The sequence below is a fragment of the Bifidobacterium sp. UMB1197 genome (assembly GCF_030217745.1).
In the GTDB taxonomy this organism is placed as follows: Bacteria; Actinomycetota; Actinomycetes; order Actinomycetales; family Bifidobacteriaceae; genus Bifidobacterium; species Bifidobacterium vaginale_B.
The window spans coordinates 147470-172664 of sequence record NZ_JASOOL010000002.1 but is presented as its reverse complement, the minus strand read 5'-3'; the positions used below and the strand labels follow the sequence as shown (position 1 = coordinate 172664).

General features: G+C 40.4%; 25 protein-coding genes. 12 read left to right on the top strand and 13 right to left on the bottom strand.

Translation table 11 applies throughout. The features are described from left to right. Nucleotides 1–29 precede the first annotated feature (29 nt). The 12 genes from QP420_RS01990 to QP420_RS01935 all read left to right on the top strand — a co-directional run bounded on the left by QP420_RS01990 (nt 30) and on the right by QP420_RS01935 (nt 14851). Nucleotides 30–1160 carry a GuaB3 family IMP dehydrogenase-related protein gene (locus QP420_RS01990; protein WP_415688529.1) on the top strand — a complete coding sequence of 377 codons (1131 nt, stop codon included), beginning with the start codon at nt 30–32 and terminating at the stop codon, nt 1158–1160. 299 nt (nt 1161–1459) lie between these two features. Then, nucleotides 1460–2041, top strand: coding sequence for a hypothetical protein (locus QP420_RS01985; protein WP_060786678.1), 582 nt, complete (start codon nt 1460–1462; stop codon nt 2039–2041). A gap of 218 nt (nt 2042–2259) precedes the next feature. After that, nucleotides 2260–4314: an AMP-dependent synthetase/ligase gene (locus QP420_RS01980; RefSeq protein WP_481616403.1), complete on the top strand. Its 2055-nt coding sequence runs from the start codon at nt 2260–2262 to the stop codon at nt 4312–4314. 124 nt (nt 4315–4438) lie between these two features. Then, nucleotides 4439–4927 (top strand): peptide deformylase, encoded by a 489-nt coding sequence (locus QP420_RS01975; protein WP_060786680.1) that lies wholly within the window; start codon nt 4439–4441, stop codon nt 4925–4927. A gap of 295 nt (nt 4928–5222) precedes the next feature. Next, nucleotides 5223–6023: a 30S ribosomal protein S2 gene (gene rpsB / locus QP420_RS01970; RefSeq protein ID WP_060786681.1), complete on the top strand. Its 801-nt coding sequence runs from the start codon at nt 5223–5225 to the stop codon at nt 6021–6023. Nucleotides 6024–6053: 30 nt separating this feature from the next. Next, on the top strand, nt 6054–6905 hold the full coding sequence (tsf, locus tag QP420_RS01965) for a translation elongation factor Ts (RefSeq protein ID WP_060786682.1): 852 nt from the start codon (nt 6054–6056) through the stop codon (nt 6903–6905). A gap of 154 nt (nt 6906–7059) precedes the next feature. Further along, nucleotides 7060–8487 (top strand): UTP--glucose-1-phosphate uridylyltransferase, encoded by a 1428-nt coding sequence (locus QP420_RS01960; RefSeq protein ID WP_060786683.1) that lies wholly within the window; start codon nt 7060–7062, stop codon nt 8485–8487. Nucleotides 8488–8773: 286 nt separating this feature from the next. Further along, the gene (locus QP420_RS01955) at nt 8774–10702 is read left to right on the top strand and encodes a helix-turn-helix transcriptional regulator (RefSeq protein WP_060786684.1); all 1929 of its coding nucleotides are present in this window, start codon (nt 8774–8776) and stop codon (nt 10700–10702) included. A gap of 1 nt (nt 10703) precedes the next feature. Next, nucleotides 10704–11066 (top strand): hypothetical protein, encoded by a 363-nt coding sequence (locus tag QP420_RS01950; protein WP_060786685.1) that lies wholly within the window; start codon nt 10704–10706, stop codon nt 11064–11066. Nucleotides 11067–11069: 3 nt separating this feature from the next. Next, nucleotides 11070–13652: a DEAD/DEAH box helicase gene (locus QP420_RS01945; protein WP_481616402.1), complete on the top strand. Its 2583-nt coding sequence runs from the start codon at nt 11070–11072 to the stop codon at nt 13650–13652. A gap of 74 nt (nt 13653–13726) precedes the next feature. After that, nucleotides 13727–14074 (top strand): RNA polymerase-binding protein RbpA, encoded by a 348-nt coding sequence (locus QP420_RS01940; protein ID WP_060786687.1) that lies wholly within the window; start codon nt 13727–13729, stop codon nt 14072–14074. 63 nt (nt 14075–14137) lie between these two features. Continuing rightward, on the top strand, nt 14138–14851 hold the full coding sequence (locus QP420_RS01935) for an HAD hydrolase-like protein (RefSeq protein WP_481616401.1): 714 nt from the start codon (nt 14138–14140) through the stop codon (nt 14849–14851). 154 nt (nt 14852–15005) lie between these two features. Here the strand turns inward: QP420_RS01935 and QP420_RS01930 are convergent, their stop codons facing one another. The 13 genes from QP420_RS01930 to QP420_RS01870 all read right to left on the bottom strand — a co-directional run bounded on the left by QP420_RS01930 (nt 15006) and on the right by QP420_RS01870 (nt 25195). After that, nucleotides 15006–15527, bottom strand: a complete 522-nt coding sequence (locus tag QP420_RS01930) for a MerR family transcriptional regulator (RefSeq protein WP_415688536.1) — start codon at nt 15525–15527, stop codon at nt 15006–15008. Nucleotides 15528–15555: 28 nt separating this feature from the next. After that, a complete protein-coding gene (locus QP420_RS01925; RefSeq protein ID WP_060786690.1) occupies nt 15556–15996 on the bottom strand; it encodes an FHA domain-containing protein in 441 nt (146 codons plus the stop codon). Nucleotides 15997–16014: 18 nt separating this feature from the next. Beyond that, nucleotides 16015–16896 (bottom strand): DUF881 domain-containing protein, encoded by an 882-nt coding sequence (locus QP420_RS01920; protein ID WP_081090908.1) that lies wholly within the window; start codon nt 16894–16896, stop codon nt 16015–16017. 1 nt (nt 16897) lies between these two features. After that, a complete protein-coding gene (locus QP420_RS01915; protein WP_060786691.1) occupies nt 16898–17230 on the bottom strand; it encodes a small basic family protein in 333 nt (110 codons plus the stop codon). Between the two features lie 19 nt (nt 17231–17249). Then, nucleotides 17250–18281, bottom strand: coding sequence for a DUF881 domain-containing protein (locus QP420_RS01910; RefSeq protein ID WP_060786692.1), 1032 nt, complete (start codon nt 18279–18281; stop codon nt 17250–17252). A gap of 42 nt (nt 18282–18323) precedes the next feature. Next, nucleotides 18324–18926, bottom strand: coding sequence for a CDP-alcohol phosphatidyltransferase family protein (locus QP420_RS01905; RefSeq protein ID WP_060786693.1), 603 nt, complete (start codon nt 18924–18926; stop codon nt 18324–18326). Nucleotides 18927–19032: 106 nt separating this feature from the next. Beyond that, a complete protein-coding gene (gene rpe / locus QP420_RS01900) occupies nt 19033–19698 on the bottom strand; it encodes a ribulose-phosphate 3-epimerase (RefSeq protein ID WP_415688540.1) in 666 nt (221 codons plus the stop codon). 42 nt (nt 19699–19740) lie between these two features. Continuing rightward, nucleotides 19741–20700 carry a prolipoprotein diacylglyceryl transferase gene (gene lgt, locus QP420_RS01895; protein WP_060786695.1) on the bottom strand — a complete coding sequence of 320 codons (960 nt, stop codon included), beginning with the start codon at nt 20698–20700 and terminating at the stop codon, nt 19741–19743. 93 nt (nt 20701–20793) lie between these two features. Next, nucleotides 20794–21735, bottom strand: a complete 942-nt coding sequence (locus QP420_RS01890; protein ID WP_415688541.1) for a phosphatidate cytidylyltransferase — start codon at nt 21733–21735, stop codon at nt 20794–20796. Between the two features lie 4 nt (nt 21736–21739). Further along, nucleotides 21740–22294, bottom strand: a complete 555-nt coding sequence (gene frr, locus QP420_RS01885; protein WP_060786697.1) for a ribosome recycling factor — start codon at nt 22292–22294, stop codon at nt 21740–21742. A gap of 109 nt (nt 22295–22403) precedes the next feature. Continuing rightward, complete coding sequence (gene pyrH, locus QP420_RS01880) at nt 22404–23153, bottom strand: UMP kinase (RefSeq protein ID WP_060786698.1); 750 nt, start codon at nt 23151–23153, stop codon at nt 22404–22406. Nucleotides 23154–23408: 255 nt separating this feature from the next. Beyond that, nucleotides 23409–24512 (bottom strand): amino acid ABC transporter permease, encoded by a 1104-nt coding sequence (locus tag QP420_RS01875; RefSeq protein WP_481616400.1) that lies wholly within the window; start codon nt 24510–24512, stop codon nt 23409–23411. Nucleotides 24513–24517: 5 nt separating this feature from the next. Continuing rightward, entirely contained in the window at nt 24518–25195 is a 678-nt protein-coding gene (locus QP420_RS01870; protein ID WP_060786700.1) for an amino acid ABC transporter permease, read from the bottom strand.

Genomic DNA, 25195 nt, shown 5'->3' with positions numbered 1-25195 from the left:
AGTCATGATAAGCAACTAGCCTTATAAGTATGTCTCAAGAAATTGAAATAGGTTTGGGCAAAAAAGCCCGAGTTGCATACTCACTAGACGATATCGCTATACTTCCTTCTCGTCGTTCTCGCGACCCGCAAGCTGTTTCTACATCATGGCAAGTCGATGCTTATAGTTTTGACGTACCAATTATTGCCGCTCCAATGGATTCTGTTACAAGTCCAGATACGGCTATTGCAATGGGTCAAATGGGCGCTTTAGGCGTGTTGGATTTGGAAGGCGTGTGGACTAGATACGAAGACCCAGAGCCTCTTCTTAAAGAGATTGCTCAGCTTCCAAGCGAAAAAGCTACCAAGCGCATACAAGAGATTTATTCGGAGCCAATTAAACCAGAACTTATTGTTAAGCGTTTGCGTACAATTCGAGACGCTGGAGTTACAGTAGCTGGTGCTCTTTCTCCGCAGCGCACTCAAGAGTTTTACTCAACGGTTCTAGAGGCAGGCGTTGATTTATTTGTGATTCGAGGAACTGCTGTTAGCGCAGAACACGTTTCTAAAGATCATGAGCCGCTTGATTTAAAGAAGTTTATTTACGATTTAGACGTTCCAGTTATTGTTGGCGGTTGCGCAGATTACACTTCCGCATTGCATTTAATGCGAACTGGTGCTGCTGGAATCCTTGTTGGATTTGGCGGCGGAGCTGTTTCTGCAACAATGAACACTCTAGGAGTTCAAGCTCCAATGGCAACTGCTATTGCAGACGTTGCAGAAGCTCGCAGAGATTATATGGATGAATCTGGTGGCCGATACGTTCAAATTATTGCAGACGGCGGAATGGGAACTTCTGGTAACTTTATTAAAGCGCTCGCCATGGGAGCAGATGCTGTAATGCTTGGCACTCCTTTGGCTCGAGCTACAGAAGCGCCAGGACGCGGAATGCATTGGGGGGCGGAGGCTCGTCATCCTTCTCTTCCAAGAGGCATACGTACAGATGTTGGAACTGTTGCTCCTTTGGAGAATATTTTATTTGGACCAAGCCATATGGCAGATGGAAAAACTAACTTTATCGGTGCTTTAAGGCGCACAATGGCATCTACAGGCTATGTTGATGTTAAAAGCTTCCAGCGCTGCAGTGTTGTTTTTAATCCATTCCATCAAGATATAAGATAATTATTAAATACTGTTAAGTTAGATTAGATTGCGCGCTCGAGTTAAAAATTTGAGCGCGCAATTCATTTTTGCAATGTGTATAACTTTAATCTAAATAATCCTTTATTTTTCAATAAAAATTTAGAAATCATCTATATTTTATCCACATATTAAATCAGCTCTTTTATTTTTTGAAATTAGCTGTATGCTTTATTTAAACCTCGAAAAACAAGGTCTAAAACAAAAAAATAAATAAATAAAACAAAATAAGGAATTAAACAATAAATGACTTAAACAATTAACTAGAGAAGAAGGAAAACATGAGAAATTTTTCTAATACCATGTTATTGGCAAACGATGATGATAATGAAACATTTTGGGAGGTTGTTAACAGCAACTTTCCAAATGAAAACATCCCTACACAATTCCAGCATGGCGAAAGAAAAACTTTGCCAGTATTTGAAGGATTAATACCCGTAGGCTCGTCTCGATCTATGGCAAGTTACCATGTCTCTTCGTGCTTTAATAGTAAGCACGGCGAAAAGATGTATTTGTATCTTGCAATGCAAATATGCAAAGTAGCATGCATAATTGGCGATGTTTCTCATGGTAGGCCAATATCGCCAGAAATGAAAAATGCTCTAACAAAAGATTGCTTATATAAACTTGAAAATATGTGGTATTTAATTAATGAATGCTACAAAGATAAGCATAATAAATCTAAAATTTCTGATTTAAGATCCAGCCCAACAATACCCAAGATGATAAATGGAATATTGGTATCTCCATCATGCTTAGAAGCAGTTGTGCTACTTTACATTGGTCCTAATGAATATTGGGCATCTTTAAAGCTTCAATTTAAAATGGGAAGGTGGATTTGCACATTAGCCGATATTGGGTAAGTCTGCTCTAAACTATAAAAGTTTGTTTTATAAGTCATGCTTTAAACGCCACTAGATTCAAATATTAGGGTGTTAAATTATTGGTATTAAGCCCTGGAGAATAACTTGCATTGCCTTGTTTGCATCCAGGGTCTTTTGTAAAAAACGCCAATTTTTTATAAAGATTTTTGTATCACTCTTGTTTTGAGTTGGCTTGCATATACCGTACAATTAAAAGCATGCTGCGAGAATTTTCTGTAGAAGACATTCACCCAACTAACGACGGTGACACAATTTATTCATTGCTTGCAAATAGAGCAATGCGAGATCCCCAAGGCGTAATTGCACAAGTGCAAGATGATAACACTCGCCAATGGCACGACGTTACTGCATCAGAAATGCTATCTAAAGTTCGTTCTACTGCAAGAGGCTTAATTGCTCTTGGCGTTAAGCAAGGAGATAAAGTCGTTATTTATTCTCCAACTTGCTACGAGTGGGGTGTAGTAGACTTTGCTTGCGCTTGCATTGGAGCAGTAACTATTCCTATTTACGAAACTGATTCTGCTTTGCAGGCTGCAGATATTATCTCGGAAGTAAAGCCAGTAATTGCTTTTGCTGGAGATGACGAGCATGCACAATGCTTGGAAAGAGTTCGCCAAGATAATAAGCGTATTTCTTTAAAAACAATTTTCAACTTTAAAGCAAATGGTATTGGAGCAGTTATTGACTTTGGAAAGTCAATAAGCGACGATGAGCTAAACAACGCTATTAATAAAATAAAAGCAGATGATTTAGCAACAATTGTTTACACATCTGGGTCTACTGGCAGGCCAAAGGGGGCAATGCTTTCTAACAGAAACTTTACTCATATTGTTTATGCAGCATACGATGTTTTAAACGATATGCTCTACAAGCCTAGTAGGATTTTATTGTTCCTTCCTTTAGCTCATTGCTTTGCAAGATATATTCAATATGTTGCAATTGGATCAAATGGCGTTATTGGCTATGTTCCAAACGCTAAGCACTTATTGGCAGATTTGCGTAGCTTTAAGCCTACGTATTTGCTTGGTGTTCCTAGAGTCTTTGAAAAAGTTTATAACGCAGCCTCTCAAAAGGCTGGTGCTGGAATTCGCGGTAGAATCTTCGCTAAAGCTGTTCAGCATTTTGTTCAATGGTCTAAAGACGAAGTTAAAGGTAAGTCGCATTCTGTTTATGCAAAATTGCAGCACGATTTTTATATGAAGACTGTTGGATCTTCTATTAGGTCTGCTTTAGGTCCTAATTTAGCATGGCTTGCATGCGGCGGGGCTCCAATCAACGCAGAGCTTGCTCATTTCTTTAATGGCTTTGATGGAATAACCTTTATTCAAGGCTATGGAATGACAGAAACCGCAGCTCCATGTGTTGTTAATTTTGAGCATGCAAATCAGGTTGGATCTGTTGGAAAGCCTGGTCCTGGAATCACTATTCGCATTGCACAAGATGGAGAAGTTCTTGTTAAAGGTCCTAACGTTTTTGTTGGATATTACGGAAAACCAGAGCTTACTGCAGAAGTTATTGATCAAGATGGCTGGCTTCATTCTGGCGATTTAGGCGAGATTGACGATGAAGGCTTCTTAACAATTACCGGTAGAAAGAAAGATATTATTATTACTGCTGGTGGAAAAAACATAAGCCCAGCTCCTCTTGAAACCATTATTTCAAAGTGTCCTCTTGTTTCGCACGCTGTTGTTGTTGGAGACGGAAAGCCATTTGTTTCTGCTCTTATTGAACTTGAGCCAGACATGGTTCATTCATGGCTTAAGAGTCAAGGCATGGACGAGAATCTTCCAATGAAGTCTATTGCAGAAAATGACGCAATAAGATCTGTTGTTCAGCAATTTATTGATCAGGCAAACAGCACTGTATCTAGAGCAGAATCTATTCGTAAGTTTGTTATTTTAGACGAAGAATTCTCTCAAGATGCTGGTACGTTAACACCAAGCATGAAGGTTGTGCGTCCAAAGGTTTTGAAGAGATATAGCGATATTATTGAAACTCATCTTTATGCTCCAAAACCTAATAGCAAGCCGCTTCCTGCAACAGTTAAGATTCTAGATAAAACAACGGAAACTGTTAAGCAAGCTCAAGAAACTGTTAAGCAGGCTCAAGAGGTTGTTACACCTAAAGTTAAGCAGGCAATTGATCAAGCTGCAACGCATCTAAAGCGTTTTGGCGAAGATTTGCCTTCGCAAGCTGAGTCTAAGGAATCTTATTCTACGGTTGAAGAAGGCAACAATACCGCTAACGAATAACGGTTTTACAAATAAACATAAAGGCTAGTTATATTGCAAATAGATTGCGCAAGTTGGTATTACGCTACGGCTTGTATAATTACTATTTGCGATTTTAATTAGCCTTTATTGTTTAAGGAGTGCTGTGACTATTAGACAAATCCGCGTTGTTCCAGACCCTGTTCTTAGAACGCCTTGCGATGAGATTCGTGAAATTACCCCATCTGTTAAAAGTCTCGTAGAAGATTTGTTGGAAACAGTAAATGACCCAGGGCGTGCAGGACTTAGTGCAAACCAAATTGGCGTTAGTCTTCGGGCATTTTCTTATAACATTGATGGAACAATAGGCTATATTCTAAACCCTGTTATTGAAGAGCTTAGTGGAGATCAATACGGTGATGAGGGCTGCTTATCGGTTCCAGGATTGTGGTACAAGACCCGCAGAGCGGATTACGCTAGAGCAAGAGGCATAGATTTAGACGGCAAAACTGTTGTTTTAGAGGGCAAAGGTTTAATGGCCCGCATGATTCAACATGAATGCGATCATCTTGATGGTCATGTATATCTTGATCGTCTAGAAAAAGATGTTAGAAAACAAGCTTTGCGTCAACTTCGCAATAGTTCTTCTAAGTAGATAATTCTAAGCAGATAATTCAATAAATGATTGCGATTTTTTGTAGCAATTTTTGTAGCAATTATTTGCAAAATTAGTATAAAGCTTCTGTTACAATTTGATTTTGCGTGTTCGCTTTGAGCATGAATATTGTCGCGTTATATGATTGCTCGCTTTTTTATTGTCTATAGAATGCGCATATACGCGCCATGTACGCGTCCGTTCGTGTCGGTCGGCTTGGATTTAGTCATATGCTAGCCAAGTTGCATGCGAACTGACATGGCCAGGCAAGAACCGACAAGAAAGGTATATAGATATGGCACAGATTACCATGAGCGAAATGCTGAAGGCTGGTTTGCACTTCGGCCACCAAACTCGCCGCTGGAACCCAAAGATGAAGCAGTTCATTCTTACTCAGCGCAATGGTATTCATATCATCAATTTGTTCAAGTCGCTCGACATGATCGACAAGGCTTATGACTTCATCAAGCAGACTGTTGCTCACAATGGTACTGTTTTGTTCGTGGGTACTAAGAAGCAGGCTCAAGAAGCTGTGCAGAATCAGGCTACTCGCGTAAACATGCCTTACGTAAGCGAGCGCTGGCTCGGCGGTATGCTCACCAACTTCCAGACTGTTTCTACTCGCGTTAAGCGCTTGAAGGAACTTGAGGAAATGGACTTTACCGATGTTCGCGGCTCTGGTTTAACCAAGAAGGAGCTTTTGCTTCTTGAGCGCGAAAAGGATAAGCTTTCCAAGCAGCTCGGCGGTATTCGTAACATGAACCGCACTCCTTCTGCAATGTTTGTTGTAGACGTTAACAAGGAAGCTTTGGCTGTTGAAGAAGCACACAAGCTCGGCATTCCAGTTGTGGCAATCGTTGACACCAACACCGATCCAGAATCTGTTGAGTATCCAATTCCAGCAAACGATGATGCAATCCGCGGCGTAGAGCTTCTTACAAGCTTGATGGCAGATGCTGTAGCCGAAGGCTTGCTCGACCATGCTGGCAAGGGCGCTAAGTCTGAAGACGCTGACGCTCAGCCAATGGCCGCATGGGAAAAGGAACTACTTACTAAGGAATCTGAACAGTCCGAAGACGAAGCCAAGGCTGAATAAGCCTGTTTGTCTGTTAATGAGGAGAACAAAATGGCAGCAATTACTGCAGCGTTGATTAAGCAGGTGCGCGAAGAAACTGGCGCAGGCATGATGGACGTTAAGAAGGCTCTTACCGAGGCCGAAGGCGATGTAGCCCGCGCTAAGGAAATTATCCGCGCCAAGGGCATTCAGGCCGCTGGCAAGCGCGAGGGTCGCAAGGCTCAAGAAGGAACCGTTGCTTCGAAGGTTGTTAAAACTGCAGAAGGTGAAACTGGTTACGCAGTTGAGTTGAATTCCGAAACCGACTTTGTTGCTAAGACTCCAAAGTTTGTTGAATTCTCCGAAACTGTGTTGAACAATGCTATTGAGGCCAATGCTTCTAACGCAGAAGAGCTTCTTGCAGCTAAGGCTGGAGATGCTACTGTTAAGGAAGAGGTTGAAGAAGCAGCAGCTTTGTTTGGCGAGCACGTTAAGGTTGGTCAGATTGCCAAGGTTAGCGGTCCTCACGTTGAGGTTTATGCTCACAAGAAGTCTGTTGAATTGCCTCCAAGCATTGTTTCTATGATTGCTACCGACGAAGCTGGTGCCAAGGTTGCTCACGAAGCTGCTTTGCAGATTTCTGCTATGGGTGCTCAGTGGCTCCGTCGCGAAGATGTTCCAGCAGATGTGTTGGACTCCGAGCGTCGTGTTGCTACCGAAAAGTCCTTGGCAGAAGGAAAGCCAGAAAAGATTGTTCCAAAGATTGTTGAAGGCCGTTTGAACGCCTTCTTTAAGGAAACCGTTCTTCTTGAGCAGTCTTATGTTAAGGATCCTTCCAAGACTATTGGCGATTTGTTCAAGGAAATCGGCGGTACTGCTTTGGCTTTCGCTCGTGTTGAGGTAGGCAAAGGCTCTGCTGAGTAATTTTCGCTGAGTTTCGTTAATTTTCTATTGCTGAAAATTATTTGAAACGTAAAAATGGACTTGCGTGTTTAACGCGTGAGTCCATTTTTGTTTGCAACATATTGTTTAAGCGGATAAACTAATAACCGTAATGCATACAGAAAGGCTGCGTTAAATGGACGACACTTTTGAATTGTCCGCCGCAAAGATGCGCGAACAAGGTATGAGCGAGGTTGCAATTAGTCAATTCGAGCGTCTTTACAAGGTTTGGAATGAAGATAAATCTGGGGGATTTATTCACGAAAACACAGTAGAGCCAATTAAAACTGTGCCTAATTTCCATGAGATTTATGAAACGATTGACCATGATAAAGCTGTTAATGCGTTTTCAAAAACAGCATTTATTAAGCTAAATGGCGGTCTTGGAACATCAATGGGCTTGTCTTGTGCAAAGTCGCTTTTGCCAGTTAGAAGGCATAAAGCTCGTCAGATGAGATTTATTGATATTATAATTGGCCAAGTTCTTACAGCCCGTCAGCGCTTAGGTGTGGATCTTCCGCTGATTTTTATGAACTCTTTCCGCACATCTAAAGATACTTTGCAAGTTTTAAAGCGCACAAAAAAGTTTTCTCAAGAAAATATTCCTGTTGAGATTATTCAGCATCAGGAGCCAAAGCTTTTAGAAGAAACGGGGGAGCCTGTTTCTTATGCAAAAGATAGTGATTTAGAATGGTGCCCTCCAGGCCATGGTGACATTTTCTCTACTATTTGGGAATCTGGATTATTGGATGTTCTAAAGAAAAATGGCATTAAGTATTTGTTTATTTCTAATTCCGACAATTTAGGCGCAAGACCATCTAGAACTCTTGCTCAGCACTTTGAAAATACTGGCGCTTCAATAATGATTGAGGTTGCTAAGCGTACTCAGGCAGACCGCAAAGGTGGTCATATTGTTAGAAGCCTTGAAACTGGCAGAATGATGCTTCGAGAAATGACACAGGTTGCCCCAGAAGATAGGCGAAGTGCACAGAGCATTAATAAACACCCATATTTTAACACCAACAATATTTGGATTCGAGTTGACGCTTTGCAGAAAATTCTTAAAAAATATAATGGCGTTCTTCCTCTTCCAGTTATTTGTAATCATAAGACTGTTGATCCAACTGATGAATCAAGCCAAAAAGTTGTTCAGCTTGAAACTGCTATGGGTTCTGCCGTCTCACTTTTTGATGACGCAATTTGCGTTGAAGTTGACAGAATGCGATTTTTGCCAGTAAAAACAACTAACGATTTATTTATAATGCGTTCGGATCGCTTCCATCTTACAGACTCGTACGAGATGGAAGATGGAAATTACATATTCCCAGATATTGATTTAGACCCGCGTTATTACAAAAATATCAATGATTTTAATGAAAGATTCCCGTATTCTGTTCCTGCATTGGCTGCTGCAAAATCTGTTACAATACGAGGAGACTGGACTTTTGGAAACCAAGTTTCTATGTTTGCGGATGCAGTTTTAGAAGATACAGGCGAACCTAGCTATGTTCCAAATGGAGAATTTGTGGGGCCTCAGGGGATTGAACCCGATGAATGGGTGTGATTCTTAGAAAATCTTAGAAAATCACGATATTCTGCGAAAACATAAGAAAAATGCGCATAAAATAAATTAACTCGGCGTGTCGTGTGGAAAATGGCATTATTTCAACGTTTTTATAGTGTTGTCGAATGTCATTTTAAGAAAATTAATGACTTTTTTTAAAAATGTCCACACGTATAGCAAAACACCATTAAAATAGTTAAGGTGTGTGTGTTGAAGATTCAGCAATTTTCTTGCAAATTTTCTTCGCACAAAAGGAAACTACAAACGAAACGATACGTGAGGACCAATGGCAGAAGGAAGCAACGGAAGACGTCGTTTTTCTGATAAGTGGGGCAAACACGAGCTTGATGTGCTCGCCGTGTTGTCTTCCGCATTCCCACAATGGCTGACTTCGCGTCAGATTGCACAAAGAGTTAAGGCATATGCCGATTCTTATGGAGAGCTTGCTGATCAGGCTGCAAAGGCTGCTTTTGCAAAGCAGTTCCAAAGAGACCGCGCAAAGCTTGCAGCTATGGGTATTGCAATTGAATCTCGCCAGCCTGAATATTCTTCTAAGTCTGAAGGCCAAGATTTTGCATCTTACAGATTGCAGCTTGGGGATGAACCTCGCGTGCGTATTCGTTTTGAGCAAGAAGAGCTTCCAGTGCTTGCCGCAGCTAATTATTTGGCTCGCTCTATGTCGATTTCTTCTTCTGAATCTCATAAAGTAAATCAGCAACATTCTTCTGCGTCTCGTACTGCTCCTCGAGTTCCACAAACTCCTATTCCAGGCCTTGGATTAGATTCAATTGCTCCTGGTCTTGGAACACAAACCATTCCAGATGCTTTAGTCAAGGTTATTGATTCTAGAAGGTTTGCCGCAACAGTTGACGTTGACGGAGAACATTTAAACGTTGCATACACCGATTCAGACGATTTAGCAATGTTTGTTCTTGAACATCCTGGCTCTTGTGTTGTTAGCCCTCAAGAAGCTGTTGATGCTTTCCACCGTAGGCTTAATGCTGCAACAGAATTTGTTGCTTGCGATGAGAATTATGTTGATCAAAGCGATAAGTCTGTAGCAACTGGCGAAGAAGATAATCAAGATAGTGCAGAAAATGATTCAGACAAGTCTCGTCAAAAAAAGACTTCTTTCCAAACTGGAAGCGAAGTTGATCGTAGGCTTAGGCTAATGCTTTTCCTTTCTGCTCATCTTGGCGAAGAATTCCCTCTAAATGAGCTTGCTATGAGGTTTATTGGCAAGCCTAAGAACGACGACGAGCTTCGCAGATTTGTTGCGATTTTACATAAAGATATCAATACGCTTACTACGGTTTCCGACGATGGCGAAATGGCTGGCAGTCAGTTCTTTGACATCGATTGGTCTCTTTTGGAAGCAGAAGGCATTGTTTCCGCCACAAATTCCTTGGGTCTTGAGCGTTTAGCTGGCGTATCTCAACAGTATATGAGCATGCTCACTGCTTCTGTTAATTATCTTGCACATTCTCCGCTTTTGCCTCTTGAGCAAAGAGACCAAGCGAAGGCCTTGTATATGCGTTTGCGTAGGCATGTTAGCCCTGGAGATACTCCTTGGCTAAGTCTTACAGGCTACGAGGTGGAGCCTAGAAATTGCTCTATTGTTCGCAGTGCAATCAACTCTGGTTCCTTAATCGATATGGAATATACGGATGGCGCTGGTAGGACTCGTAGAAAAGTTGTTGCTCCTTCTAAGATTTTTGTTGATGAAGGCGTGTACTACGTTGCTGTTTGGACGGATGTTGAAAATCAAACTCCAGAAGATAAGCGCAGCCTTGTTGCAAAAGACACTTCGATTAACAAAGCAAATGGTTTGCCTAGAATTTGGCAGGTTTTGCGCGTTGCCAGAATTGAGCATGCAGAGGTTATTGCTCCTATTTGCCCTGTTGAAATTCCAGATGTTCCTGTAAGCGAACTTAGAAAGTGGAGCTTCGACAATGGCACGCAAACATGCTTTATTACAGATGAGCCAGATTTGAACTTCTTAAAGAGTCTTTCTGGAGCCACTGTTGAGCCTTGTGGAGCTGGTGTTAAGGTTCACTTAACGGTTTCTTCCGACTCTTGGTTTGTGGCATTTTGCATTGCTCATGCTCGTCATATTAAGGCTGTTTCTCCAGAAACTTTGCGCACTATGATTATTGCTAGAGCTCAAAGGGAGTTAAGTGTAAATCATAGCGATTCCCAGAACGCGGAGGCTTAAAATGCCATCGTGGATTTGGATTCCTATAACTCTTTTTTCGCTTAGCATGATTGCCCTTGGCTTATTTGTCATAATTAAGGGTGCATTGCGTATTTTTACCAATGTTTCCAATCTTTCCAGCAGCGTTATTAAGTGTTTTGACAAGCTGCAAAGCAGTGAAAATTCAGTAAAAAAGAATACCGATCCATTTTTTACGCGCCCAATTAGTGATGCTGCGCAAAGTGTGGAAGATGCTCGTGTTCAAGTTTTAAAGCGCCGCCAACAAGTGGGGGACTTGCACAGAACTGTTTGGCAGCATTGGAACGATATGTCACTGCGCAAAGAAGATATTGACAATCCTAATTTTACGGAATCTAAAGAATAGTTTATGACCACACTCCCTTTATCTCCCGCGCAACGATTTAGTGCGTTTCGCAAGACTTTGCAACATTCTAAGTCGATGGCAGCTAAATTTGAAAGTTCTTTAAGTTTTGACTTAGATGATTTTCAGGTTGAAGCTATTGATGCTCTAGAAAATGGGGATAATGTTCTTGTTGCAGCTCCTACAGGCGCTGGTAAAACGGTTGTAGCAGATTTTGCTGTTTTTTTGGGCGTTAATCGTGGTGTTAAAACGTTTTATACAACTCCAATCAAGGCTCTTAGCAACCAAAAATATCACGATTTTTGTGAAGTTTATGGATCTAATAGAGTTGGTCTTTTAACTGGAGATACATCTGTTAACAGCGAAGCAGATATTGTTGTTATGACAACAGAAGTCTTACGCAATATGCTTTATGAGCGTTCAATAACGCTTAATTCACTTGGATTTGTTGTTTTAGACGAAGTGCACTATTTAGCAGATAAATTCCGAGGCGCAGTTTGGGAAGAAGTTATTATTCATCTTCCACAAAACGTTAAAATTATTGGCCTTTCGGCTACGGTTTCTAATGTTGAAGATTTTAGTGCATGGATTTCTTCTGTTCGCGGAAATACGCATTTGATTGTTGATGAGCATAGACCTGTTCCTCTTGAACGCCATGTTATTATTCAAAAAGATGCTAGAACAGAGCCAGAGCTTATTAATCTTTACGATACAGACAAAAATGGCAATGTAACAAATCGCGTGAATCTTGCTTTAACTAGAAAATTAAGCCAGTGGGAAAACACTGCTTTACGCAAAAAATCTTCGTATTTAAGTAAAGACAAACGATTTTCTAAAAGTAGATTCTCTAGAAGAAAATCGCGCGAGCATTCTAGCGATTTGCCAAAAAACTCCAAGTCTTCTCTAGCTGTTCGCCACACTCCTAAAAGGTGGGCTGTTATTGACGAGCTTGATTATCTTAATATGCTTCCTGGGATTTACTTTATTTTCTCCCGTTCGGGCTGCGATCAGGCTGTTCAGCAATGTTTAAACGCTGGATTAGCTCTTACAAGTGACGAAGAAATGTACGAGATTCGTAGAATAGTCGATTCAATGATCTCGCAAAATAAGCTTTCTAAAAGTGACTTAAAAGCGCTTAGATTTGAACGCTTTAGATATGCTCTAGAACAAGGATTTGCAGCTCACCACGCTGGTATGATTGCAATTTTTAGGCATATTGTTGAAACTCTTTTTGAGCGCGGACTTATTAAGATTATTTTTGCTACAGAAACTCTTGCTTTGGGCTTAAATATGCCAGCTCGAAGTGTTGTTGTAGAAAAGCTAGTTAAGTATGATGGCACAGGTCATGTTCCTCTTACTCCTGGCGAGTTTACTCAGCTTACTGGCAGAGCTGGAAGGCGTGGAATTGACGATATTGGCCATGCGGTTTTAATAGATAATCCTGATTTTGACCCAGCCAAAGCGGCTTCTCTTTCTAGTAAACGAGTTTATCCTCTTCACTCTAGCTTTGTTCCAACCTTTAACATGGCTGTTAATCTTCTTAATAACAGCGATGCTAAAACGGCTCGCGTAACGCTTAGTAGTTCTTTTGCTCAGTGGGAAGCAAATGCTTCTACAACGCGCCTTTTAAGCCGCATTAAAGAGCTGCAAGAGGCGATTAGTGGCTATGAGCAGGCTTTTAAATGTTCTAGTGGCGATTTTGCTGAATTTATGATGCTTAGAATGCGCCTTAAAGACGCTCAGCACGACCAGCGTAGAAAACTTAAGCACATGCTGTTTGCTAGCGATTTAGAGCGTTCTAATGCCTTTAAAGAGCTGGATAACACTATTGCTAGCTTGCGCAGCCAAGAAAGAAATCATCCTTGCGCAAATTGTCCAGATATTCAAAGTCACTTGCACTGGGGCTATTATTGGGCAAGGGAAACAAAGGAGCTAAATCAAGTTAAAGAACGCTATAGCTCTAGAACTGGCTCTGTTGCAAGATGTTTTGACCGTATTTGCAACGTTCTTTGCAGCTTGGATTACTTAAAAGAAGCCGATAATACGTTTATTTTAACCAATAAAGGCCAGCTTCTTAGACGACTTTATAACGAACTCGATGTTGTTTTTGCGCAAGCCATTTGCGAAGGCATTTTTAATGATTTAACGCCTATTGAACTTTTGAGTTGCGTATCGTCTTTGGTCTATGAATCTAGAGGACCTGTGGGGTCTGAGCCAAGAAGATATCCTGGTGGATTGAACGGCGCTGTATTTAACACCGTTTCTAAAATGAAGGAATTGTTTATGCGCATAAGTTATATGTGTATAAACAATCATCTTGACGCATTGCGTCCGCTTGATTTTGGTGCTGTAGATCTTATCTACGATTGGGCGCAAGGAGCGGATTTGCTGGATATTTTGCAAAATACAGATATTACTGGCGGCGATTTTGTTCGTTTTGCTAAAAGACTTATAGACTTGCTTAATCAGCTTGCTGTTCTTGGTGATTATCTAAAGATTTTGCCTAATGTAGATGATTCTTTAGCTCATAATGCGTATGAGGCAGTTCAGATAATTAATCGTGGGGTAGTAGCCTATTGCGATGTTTAGTCTTTTGCACGTTTAGTCTTTATAGTCCGTGCAATTCGCTAGCTTTATAATGGAAACTAAAAGGAGAATATAATATGGCAGAACGCAGTTTACGAGGTATGAGCATTGGTGCTAAGTCGCTAGAATCCGACGATAATGTTGATTTTGCGGCTCGTAACGATGTTACCTATGTTTGCCCTAAAGGGCATAGGACTATTCTCCCGTTTGCTCAAGGCGCGGAAATTCCAGAAGAATGGGAATGCCGTTGCGGTGCATTAGCGCATAAAGAGGGCGATGCAGATAGGCCAGACGACGATTTTAATAAGCCTACTCGCACCCATTGGGATATGCTTTTAGAGCGTAGAAGCGAAGATGAGCTTAAGGCCTTGCTGGATAAGCGCCTAAAGATGCATCACGAAGGCTGGATTCCTGATTACGAGTAATCTAATCTTTAGTTAGTTTTGCGTGATTTAATTAATTCTTAAATCATTTTTAGGGAAAACTCCATGAATGTTGTTTTGCTTGATTTAGATGGCACTTTAACTCAATCTCATGCTGGAATTATTGCATGTGCTAAAAAGGCCATGAGTGACTTGGGTATGCAAATTCCAGACGAAGAAGAGATGATGCGTTTTGTAGGCCCGTCTATTCTTGAATCTTTTCAAAGAAATGGCATGCCAAAAGATTTGCAATCCGAAGGTGTAAAGCTATATAGAAAGTATTATTCCGAAGTTGCAACTTTTGTAGATCCGCAAAATCCCAACGGTAGTAAAATTACGGGAAGTCTTTTAAACAAGGTTTATGAAGGAATCCCAGAACAATTAAAGAAACTACGTGAATCTGGATATTATCTTGCTACGGCGTCTTGCAAGCCAGAATATCAGGTTAAGCCTATTTGTGATTATTTTGGTTTAACAGATTTGATTGATGGAATTTATGGTGCAAGTACCGACATGTCTAGGATTAAAAAAGACCAAGTTATTCGCTACGTTTTAAAAAATATTGGTTTTGACTATTCGCTAGATAAGGCTTTAATGGTTGGCGATCGTTGGACAGATGTTGACGGCGCTTTAGCATGCTATATTGATTGTCTTGGTTGCGCTTGGGGTTATGCAGAGCCTGGTGAGCTTAAAAAGCATGGCGCTTATAGAATAATCGATAATGTTTGTGATTTAAGCAGTGCCGTAGACGAGTATTTTGAAGATACTTGCAATAGATAATCAATAGATAATATAGATAATATTTACCCGATAATGTACGTTATGTCAGATTAGGTATACAACACACAAATCAAAAATCCTTGGCTACACGCACTACTTCGATTACTTTACCTATTTAAATGTGCTAATTGAAAAGATTCTAATCGAAGATTCTTTAGATTGAAGATTCTTTAGTTAAATCAGCTCGTACCTGCTTAACAATACATCCAACCGCAATTGCAAAAACCGCTGAGCCGCCTTCAAGCATGTTAAACATGTCTTCTTGATTATTGTTGCATTCCATAACAGATTGACCGTTACAAATTATAGTCATATTTTCCAGATGACTAATGCTATAACAATTTAAAAAGACTATAGCGGTTGTAACGTTTGTAAGATTCACGCCAGCGTCCAAAAGACGCTTAGCTACCGCCATAATGGAAATGTCTTTAAAGGAATATAAACGCCTAGAGCCAGATCCATGAGAAGGATTAATCGAAGGCTCAATAATGTTCTTTCTAGCCCAATAATCAAGCTGCCTGTAGGTTATACCAGCAATCTTCATTGCAACGCTTCCGCGGTATCCTACAGACTCCTCTCCATCGCTAGAAAAAGCAAACAACTCCCCTTGCACTGGCCGATTATTTTGAGGCGAATCAACCAGCGCATTCTTTTTAGAAGAGTTTTTTAACACCATTATTGTTTATTGATTGTTTATTGTTCGCTTATCGTTTACTAACAGCGCCTTGTGTAAAGAACATTAAGCGGTATTTGCCAATCATAATCTCATCGCCATTATTAAGAATTGCTTCATCAACTCGATTGCGATTAACATAAGTTCCGTTTAGGCTACCAGCATCTGCAATGCTAAAAACGTTCCCATTCCTTCTAAATACCGCATGCGCTCTAGAAACTGTAGAATCGTCAAGCATAATGTCTGCTCTAGAATCACGCCCAACCGACACAACATCCTCATCTAACAAATATCGAGACCCCGAAACTGCTCCACGCGTAGAAATAAGCAATGCAGTACCAGGAAGCAGCTTAGATATTGTATCTAAATCGTCCTTTTTTAGTGGGCGATCTGCACTAGAGTTTACAGGAATAGTTATTGCTGGCATGCCAATAATGGTTGTTTCTCCAGCTGTAGGAATCGGTTCAGTCATAATTGCTATTCTACCTTCTTATTCGACTGGTTTTGCATATTGATATTGTTTTGGTTCGCGTGTTGAACGAATCTCAACCTCTTCAGGCGTTGAAACATATACGGAAGCGCCGAATTTAACCTTTAATCTAGATCCAACTCCCCCAGCAATATTTACGGCGTTTTGCAAATTCTGAGCGTCACCAATTGCCTTAACAATATAAGGCGGATTAATATCAATCCCATCGCAAAGTAATCCATGCTTAGTGTCGGAAATATAAGTGGAGGTAACAATACGAATGTCGTTAATAGACATAACCTCCACTCCAGCGTTGCGAAGCTCCTCTATAAGCTGGAACATTGTTGCAGCATCTACGCGTTCCTTTTCTCCAGCGGTAATATGAATAATCACACCTTTTCCAACAGCTGGCAAACGCCCAGAAATCAAGCCATTTGTTTGTGAATTTTGCTTAGCAATTCTAGCAGCCTCTTCTTGTTTATTAACGGATGCTTTTAACGAATTAAGCTGACTTGTTAATTCAAACTTTCGCTGCTCAAGATTTTGGATTTGAGAATTAGTTTCCGTAATTAAACGAGTAAGCTCATCTTCGCTCATAGTTTGATAAACTAGAGTGCTTCGATTTACTTGAATCATATAAGCAAAACTAAGTAGTGCACAAAGAAGCATAACAAGCAAGCCTGTTAGAATGCGCGTTCGAGTAACATGACCTTGCAAAGAAGGCTTATTTTTTCTTTTAACAATTGGGAAAGAACCTGTTTGAGTGCGGTCGCTTTCTCGATCCCTAGCATGCTGGCGATGCAATTTTTTAACAATATTATCTACATTCTTATCAATGTTTTTATTGTTTAATAAATCATCGTCCATATTGTTTTTTGAAGTATTTGCAAATGGATGTTTCATATTATCCCCTGAATATAAAACGACGAATTGCAGAAACGTTAGAGAAGATTCGTATTCCCAGAACAACAATAACAGCAGTCTGCAGCTGAGCACCAACTCCAAGCTGGTTACCAAGCAAAACTAAGAGCGTTGCAGCAATAACATTCGAGAAGAACGAAATAACAAACACTTTATCGGAGAAGCTGCGCTCAAAATAAGCTCGAGCAGCGCCAAGAAGTGCATCTAGTGCAGCAAGCACCATGATTGGCAAATATGGTTGAATAATCACTGGAATATCAGGATGCACCACAATGCCAATAAGCGCTCCTAGAATCAAACCGAGAATAGCTGTCATAACCTATTTCCTATCTTTCCTATCTTCTACTCGATAATTCTTTTGCAAAATTGACTTCTCCCGTACCTGCTGCAGACAATTTTAAGTTGTTAGCAGACGAAATTTGCGGATTAATACCAGCATTGCTAAGAGACGTAAACCACGAGGAACGTCTTTGAGAATTTAGCTTTTCTATAAGACTTGAACTGTCCCCTATTGCCTCAATTGTATACGGACTTTGAGTTTGATTAACGCCAACAAGAATTGTTGATCCTGCAGTACGAATTGATGTTTGCGAGCCAATTCTGTAACCGTTAACCGATATTGCTTCTGCTCCAGCATCCCACAGAATTGAAACAAAAATCTGAATATCTCGGTCGCTAACAACCTTAATTCTAGCTCCTTTAGACATTTCTCTAGGAATAGAGCCATTTGAAACATCATTGCTAGCGGAAATAGGATTTGCAATAGTTAAAACAACACCAGGCCCATATACAGCGTGAGTGCCGTTAGTCATGTTATCGGATTTATCTACCTGATTTTCGTACGGAGTGTTAATTCTTTTAGACTCTCGATCTACGTTAGCTCGAAGCTTTGCTACTTCTTTAACAAGACTGTCAAACCTGTTTGCATGAGCAGTAAGCTCATTTGCAAGCGATACGCGTATAGCTTTACGAGAATCTGCATGTAGTTTACGCACAAATTGGCTTCCAACAGTGCCAACAGCAATACAAATAATAAAAACAATTATTCTTGTAATCCAAATGCTAAGCTTGCTAACATTTTGTTTGTTTAGCCTAGAATCCATAAAAAGCGGATCAACTGGCCTATTGCTTAAATCATCGATTAGTCTAAGAGAATAATCCTCAAGCCGCCTACGCCTATCTCTATGCGATGAAAAAGTGTCTGACGAATTAGTTACATGATGAGTGCCAAGCGAAAACACAGATTTTGAAAATACAGCTCTGCGTTTTGAAAACAGAACAACCGTTGGCGCAGGAAAAGACTTTGGAATAGTGCCATTGGAGGCAGAATCCCCATTTTGTTTTAGATTAGAAGTCTTTTGCACCATTATAAATCCGTTTTATTTAACCGCTTCTCAATAATTATAAGCTTATTTGCTCTTTTTTATTAGTAGCTTATACGCTTGTATGCAATATAATATTCCAGCAAACCAATAAAGCGTTATTCCCCAAATTGCGCATGCAATTGCCGCAGCATACAATATGAACATTGGCTCTGTTGCAATAGCGTAAACAATCATAAACAGTACAATAGTTACCATTAACAGTGCTGTTCCAGTTTTGCCCATAAAGTTTACAGGCAAAGGACCATAATCATATTGCGCAAGAATCACAATTAAAATGGCCATTATTACGTCGCGCAAAACAACTAAGCCCAAAGCCCACCACGGAATAATCTTTGCAAATGCGAGGGCTAATGTGCTGCAAACAATAAGAAGCCTATCTGCAATAGGATCCAAAATTTGCCCTAATTTGCTAACTTGATTAAAAGTTCTAGCAATATAACCGTCGGCACAATCCGAAAACGCAGATATTGCAAGAACAATTAGCGCAAGCCACATTTTGTTTTGTGCAATTAAAATAGCAAGATACGGTATTGAGCATATTCTTAAAAAGCTAATAACATTTGGCACGGTAAGAACACGATTAAGTGCTTCAGGGCTGTATTCTTTGCTAGAAACGAATTTAACCATACCAAATTCCCTTAAAAATCTTACTAAAATCTAAAGCTTTATGCGTTGGAATGTTGCCAATAATAAAACATTGGGGCATTTATATGCCCCAATAAAAACAACTTTTCTATGCGCGCCAAGCTTCTTGAGCAATATTACGAATAGAATCAATTGCTTGAGCTGGGCTACTTGCTCCGTAAACTGCAGAGCCAGCAACAAGAACATCTGCTCCAGCTTGTGCAACTGTGGCAGCAGTAGATGGGCTAACTCCACCATCAACCTGAATATGGGTGTTTAAGCCACGACGAGTAATCTCATCGCGTAAGCGGCGAACCTTATTCATTTGATTGCTTAAGAACTTTTGACCGCCAAAACCAGGCTCTACAGTCATAACAAGAACCATGTCAAACTCATCTAAAATATCGAAAATAGGTTCAACTGGTTCAGCTGGGCGAACAGCAAAGCAAGCTTTGCAGCCCATGTCTCTAAGCTGACGAGCTAAGCGCACAGGAGCATGTGTTGCGCCCATGTGGAAGCTAACAGAACTTGCTCCAAGCTTTGCGTACTCTGGCGCCCAACGATCTGGATCTTCAATCATCAAATGAACATCAACTGGAAGATTTGTAACTTCGCAAATGCGCTTTACAATCGGCTCCCCCAAAGTTAGATTAGGTACAAAATGATGATCCATAACATCAACATGAACAAGATCAGCGTTGGAAATTGCTACAAGATCTCTTTCAAGATTGCAAAAATCCGCAGAAAGAATGCTAGGTGCTATTTGTATATTCATGTGTTCCATTCTAGGAAAAGCAAGCGACTAGAAAGCAAAAAATTAACGATTCTGCTTAGAATCCTCTTTGGCTTCATTTCTTGCATTTACTTTTGCTTTGGATTGTAATTCGCGCTCGCGCTCGTCTGCAGTAATGTCAATTAAACGATTTACAAGATTTGTTCGCGATTTTTTACTGTTTTGCAAAATAACAAAAACAATAATCGAAGCAATAAAAATAGCAATCGATACCCAAACGTTAATTCTCACTCCAAGGAAAGTGTGTGAAAAATCAATGCGCAAAGCTTCAATCCACATTCTTCCAGCCGTGTACCACATTACGTAAAGAACGAACTGCGATCCAGACTTAAGCTTGCTTTTAAGAACTTTGCTAAAGCATATGAGTAAAGCTGCACCTGCAAAATTCCAAAGCATTTCGTACAAAAACGTTGGATGGAAGAGCGTACCTTCTGGACACGTAAGGCCATCGTAGCATCTTTCGCTATGACCAATTGCATTGGATGCAGAATAATTAAGTTTTAATCCCCACGGAAGCGTTGTAGGAGCGCCATAAAGTTCTTGATTAAACCAATTGCCCAAGCGCCCTATACCTTGTGCAATAAGCAGAGCAGGAGCTACAGCATCGGCGAGTAGGCTTATTGGATATTTTCTGTACGCGCACAGTGCACTAGCAGCCAAGGAACCAAGTATTACTCCTCCCCAAATTCCAAGTCCACCATTCCAAATCCTAAATATTTCTAGAAAATCGCCATTTGCGCCAAAAAACTTTTCGGGAGTAGTAATAACATGATAAAGACGCGCGCCAATTATTCCAAAAGGAAGACTTACAAGAGCAAGGTCTAGAATTTGGTTAAAATCTCCGCCTTCTCGCTTCCAGCGCTTGTTAGTAATCCAAATTGCGACTAACGCTCCAGCAAGAATTGAAAGTGCATAAAATCTTAATGTAATCGGTCCAAATGTAATTTGAGAAATACTTGGACTAGGAATAGAGCAAATCGTCATATTCTTTACTTTCCTTTATTTAACCAAAACGTGACTGCTATTTTGCTAAGCATGTTCTAATAAATAATTAAGACCAAAAAGTACAGATAAAGATTAGAATCCAACCGCTTTAATTAGTGCCATTAAAACAGGCGCACACAGCAATATTGAATCTACTCTATCTAAAACACCGCCATGACCTTTAAGCAAATGACCCATGTCTTTGATTCCAATATCTCGCTTAAGCATTGAAGCGCATAAATCACCAAACGTTCCGACTATTCCAGACAAAACACCCATAACAGCAGGCATCCACCAGAATTTAATCCAGGATTGACCGTAGAAGCCAGCAACAATCGCATAAGCGCCAATCAAAGCAAAAAGCATAGACCCTACAAGGCCTTCAACTGACTTTTTTGGAGATATGCGTGGAGAAAGCTTATGTTTGCCTAGCCAAGCTCCAGAAAACAGCCCGCCAGTATCGCTTAATGCTGGCAAGAATATAAGCAACATTGCGTGTGCTATAGCTTGTTTAGAATCTGCTATAGATAAAATAATGCAAGATGCGAGCAAAGGAATGTACAAAACCACAAACAACGAAACAGCTGTATTGGTAAAATTATTCGCCTTTGTGTTTTGAGAAGTTGGGTGTTGCAGCTTTTTTTCAACTGCGCGCAAAGTTCTTTTTGAAACAGTGCTATTTAAAGTTGCAAAAATAACAGTTAGCAACAAAGAGGCGGTTATTCCGCTTGCCATTGCAACTGCATGCCATTTTGCATAAAAAGTTGAAAAAATTGTAATAACTGAGCAAATAGACAGCACTGCAAAAGGAATTCTAAAACCTGCCGTTGCAAAATCAACATGCAATTCCCACAATGCAAGAAGCATAAAAACGGTTAGAAGAACCACAAAAGCATCTATGCTTACAAGAAGGCATGCCACAATTATTGCAATCAGAATAACTGCTGTTGCAATAGCCTGTGGCATGTTTCTGCCAGTTCTTTTGTTTATATCTGTTAAAGCTTCGTGGGTGTCGCTTGCAGCATTAGAATCCAAAGAATCAGACCTCCATAATTTCCTTCTGCTTGCCTTCCAGCAAGGTATCTAAGGAATCGGTAACCTGCTTAGTTACCTTATCTAGCTCTTTTTGCAAGCGATCGCCTTCGTCTTCGCCAATTTCGCCATCTTTTACAGACTTGTCAATGGTCTCCTTAGCTTTACGGCGAATGTTTCTAACAGCAACCTTGCCTTCTTCGGCCTTAGTCTTAGCAAGTTTTACGTATTCTTTGCGACGATCTTCTGTAAGCTCTGGCATTGTAATGCGAATAACATTGCCATCTCTATTTGGGCTAACACCTAAATCAGAATCGCGAATAGCCTTTTCTACTGCGTTTGCTTGCGATGCGTCAAAAGGAGTAACAGAAAGAGTTCTAGGCTCTGGAACACCAATAGACGCAACTGCCTTAATAGGAGTAGGAGCGCCATAGTAGTCAACCATAATGCCATTAAGAAGAGCAGGATTAGCTCGACCAGTCCTAATGCCCATAAAGTTTTCTTTTGTAGCTTCAACAGACTTGTTCATTTGTTCAAGAGCCTGATCAATAATAGCTGGCATATGTTCTCCTTTATTGGTATTAGTTTTGCCAATTAAAATTCTATTTATAAATTTTGTGTTTGTTAAATTATTACCTAATTTGCATTTTTTATTTATTATGTTTGATTAATTAAGCAAATGTAGGCTCTTCGTTGGAAACCAAAGTTCCTATTTGATCTCCCACTAATGCGCGAGTAACGTTTCCTTCTCCTTCGAGACCAAACACGCGAATCTTTTGGTTGTTATCTCGAGCCATAGAAAGCGCAGAAGCGTCCATAACTGCAAGACCATCAACAATCGCGCGATTGTAATTAAGAGTTAAGAATTTTTTAGCATTAGGGTCTTTACGAGGATCTGCGCTATAAACGCCATCAACGCCATTCTTTCCCATTAAAACTTCGTTACAATGAATCTCTAGAGAACGCTGAATAGAAACGGTATCGGTTGAGAAATAAGGCATTCCAGCACCAGCGCCAAAAATAACAACTCGGCCTTTTTCTAAATGGCGAATCGCCTTAAGCGGAATATAAGGCTCAGCCACCTGACCCATGGTAATAGCAGTTTGAACGCGAGTTGCCTGACCTGCTTGCTCAAGAAAATCTTGAAGAGCCAAGCAATTCATAACAGTTCCGAGCATTCCCATATAATCGCCGCGGCTACGGTCAATGCCTGCCTGCTGAAGTTCTGCTCCGCGGAAGAAGTTTCCACCACCAACAACAATTGCAACCTGTACCCCATTTTGTACAGCTTTTACAATTTCTCCAGCAATTCTACGAATAACATGAGTATCTATACCAACGGCGCCACCGCCAAATGCTTCTCCCGAGAGCTTTAATAAAACTCTACGAGACTTGCTTTCCTCCGCTTGTGCGATAGTCATAAAACTTTCCTCCAGTCATAACGGCGAACGCAAGCATATCTTTGTTATAATATCTTTCAATAACGACACAGCAAAACACGATTTTGCTAAGATTTTGTGCGATTTTTGTCTTGCAACGATTTGCAACGATTTGTATACGATTTTCACATGTTTGTGTATGCTAAGTCATATTTTGTTTAAAAGAATAAAAAATAGCGCAATAGGAGGAATCAACCTATTGCGCTATGGATTCATGAATTAATCTAAAAATTAAGATTAATCATGCTTTTTTATTGTTTTATCTTGGTTAGTATTTTGACTATCATCTAAATTCTCGTCACCAGTTTCTAGATGATGCTCATCGTATCCTTGCAAGTAACGAGTACGACGCCAATGGTGAATAGAAGCGTTTGTACCGCGGTGATGCACGTGGTACTTTCTAGGAGTCCCGCCATGTGGCAGCTCCTTAACTTCTTTTGCAACAGCAATCTGATTCACGTTAGAAGGATCCATAATTGCAATTGGCGCAACAGGTTCTGGCTCAGTCGGAGCTGCAGTTCTGCTACTAATCTTTGATGGAAGCCACTCGGCAAACCAAGAAAGCGCCCAGCAAATCAAAAAGTATACAACTGCCGCAACAGTCAAAGTTTGCAAAATGTTAAAGTACATTGATCCAAGTCGTCTAGACTCTTGAAGCAAATCAGTGTACATAATTATGGAACCTAATGCCGTATCTTTTAACACAACTACAAGCTGAGTTACAGCTGCTGGAAGCATTGCGATTATTGCCTGCGGCATTTCGATTTGAGTTAAGGACTGATATTGCGAAAGTCCAAGAGCTAAAGATGCTTCGCGCTGGCCATTAGGAAGATTTCCAACGCCAGAACGAACCAACTCTGCAACAACAGAACCGTTGTACAAAATCAAAGATAAAACAACAGCCCAATAAGAAGCTCCGCTTATTCCAGCAAATGCAAATCCTCGCCAAAGGAAAATCATAAGCAAAAGCACTGGAACAGCTCTACAAAACTCAACAACTATTGCAGATATGCTGCGAAGAATAAGGTTAGGCAACAACCTTAAAAGACCAAACAAAAGTCCAAAAAGTATTGAGCCAACAACAGCAAGAAGTGATGCTTTAAGAGTCATCCATAATCCTGGAAGATAAAAATCACTCCAGGCTTCCGATTCAACTGCAGGATTCCACAAAGCCCACGAAAGCTGATTCTCGCCTTCTGGTGGATTGCTAAGTCTTAAAAGCAAAGCCACAACAAAAAGCGCAAACACAACGCATGCAACAATATTTGCAATACGAATCTTCTTTAAAGCCTTTGGCCCAGGAGCGTCAAATAACAGAGATTTTTCTTGTTCTTTTGCCATTTTTATCACCTTCTAACCGCAAGCTTATTAGACAAATAAGTAGTGAGAATGCCGATTGGAATAATCAGCACAATGTATCCGCAAGCAAAAATCAAAAAGATTGGAACAATTAAATCTGCGTGCCTTTCAATCATCTCGCTCATAAGAGTAGATGTTTCGGTAGCAACAGATGCAGCTGCGGCAACAGTGGAATTTTTAAGCAAAGCAATAAAAGTGTTTCCAAGAGGAGCCACAGATCCGCAGAAAGTTTGCGGCAAAATAACATTAAAAGCCGATTGGAAGAAGTTAAGACCAAGTGCCCTACAAGCTTCCGCTTGACCCAAAGGTACTGTATTTAAACCAGATCTTAATGATTCGCAAACAAATGCAGCAGTGTAAAAACTCAAGCCAGCGATTGCAAGCCAGAAGAAGTTTACGCTAAAAATCGGCGAAAAACCAAGTTTTAGCTGAGCGTACACGCCTAGAACCATAAACACCATGATTATAGTTAGAGGCATATTCTTAAAGAACTCAACGTATGCCGTTGCAACAAATCGAAGCGAGTGTATTGGGCAAATCCTCATCATAACTAAAATCACACCAAGAACTGTGGAGAATAGAATGCTCCACAAGGTGATTTCAATATTTACCAAGAACGCTCCTGGAATATTGTATGAGGTAAATAATTGCACAAAGTCTTGCAT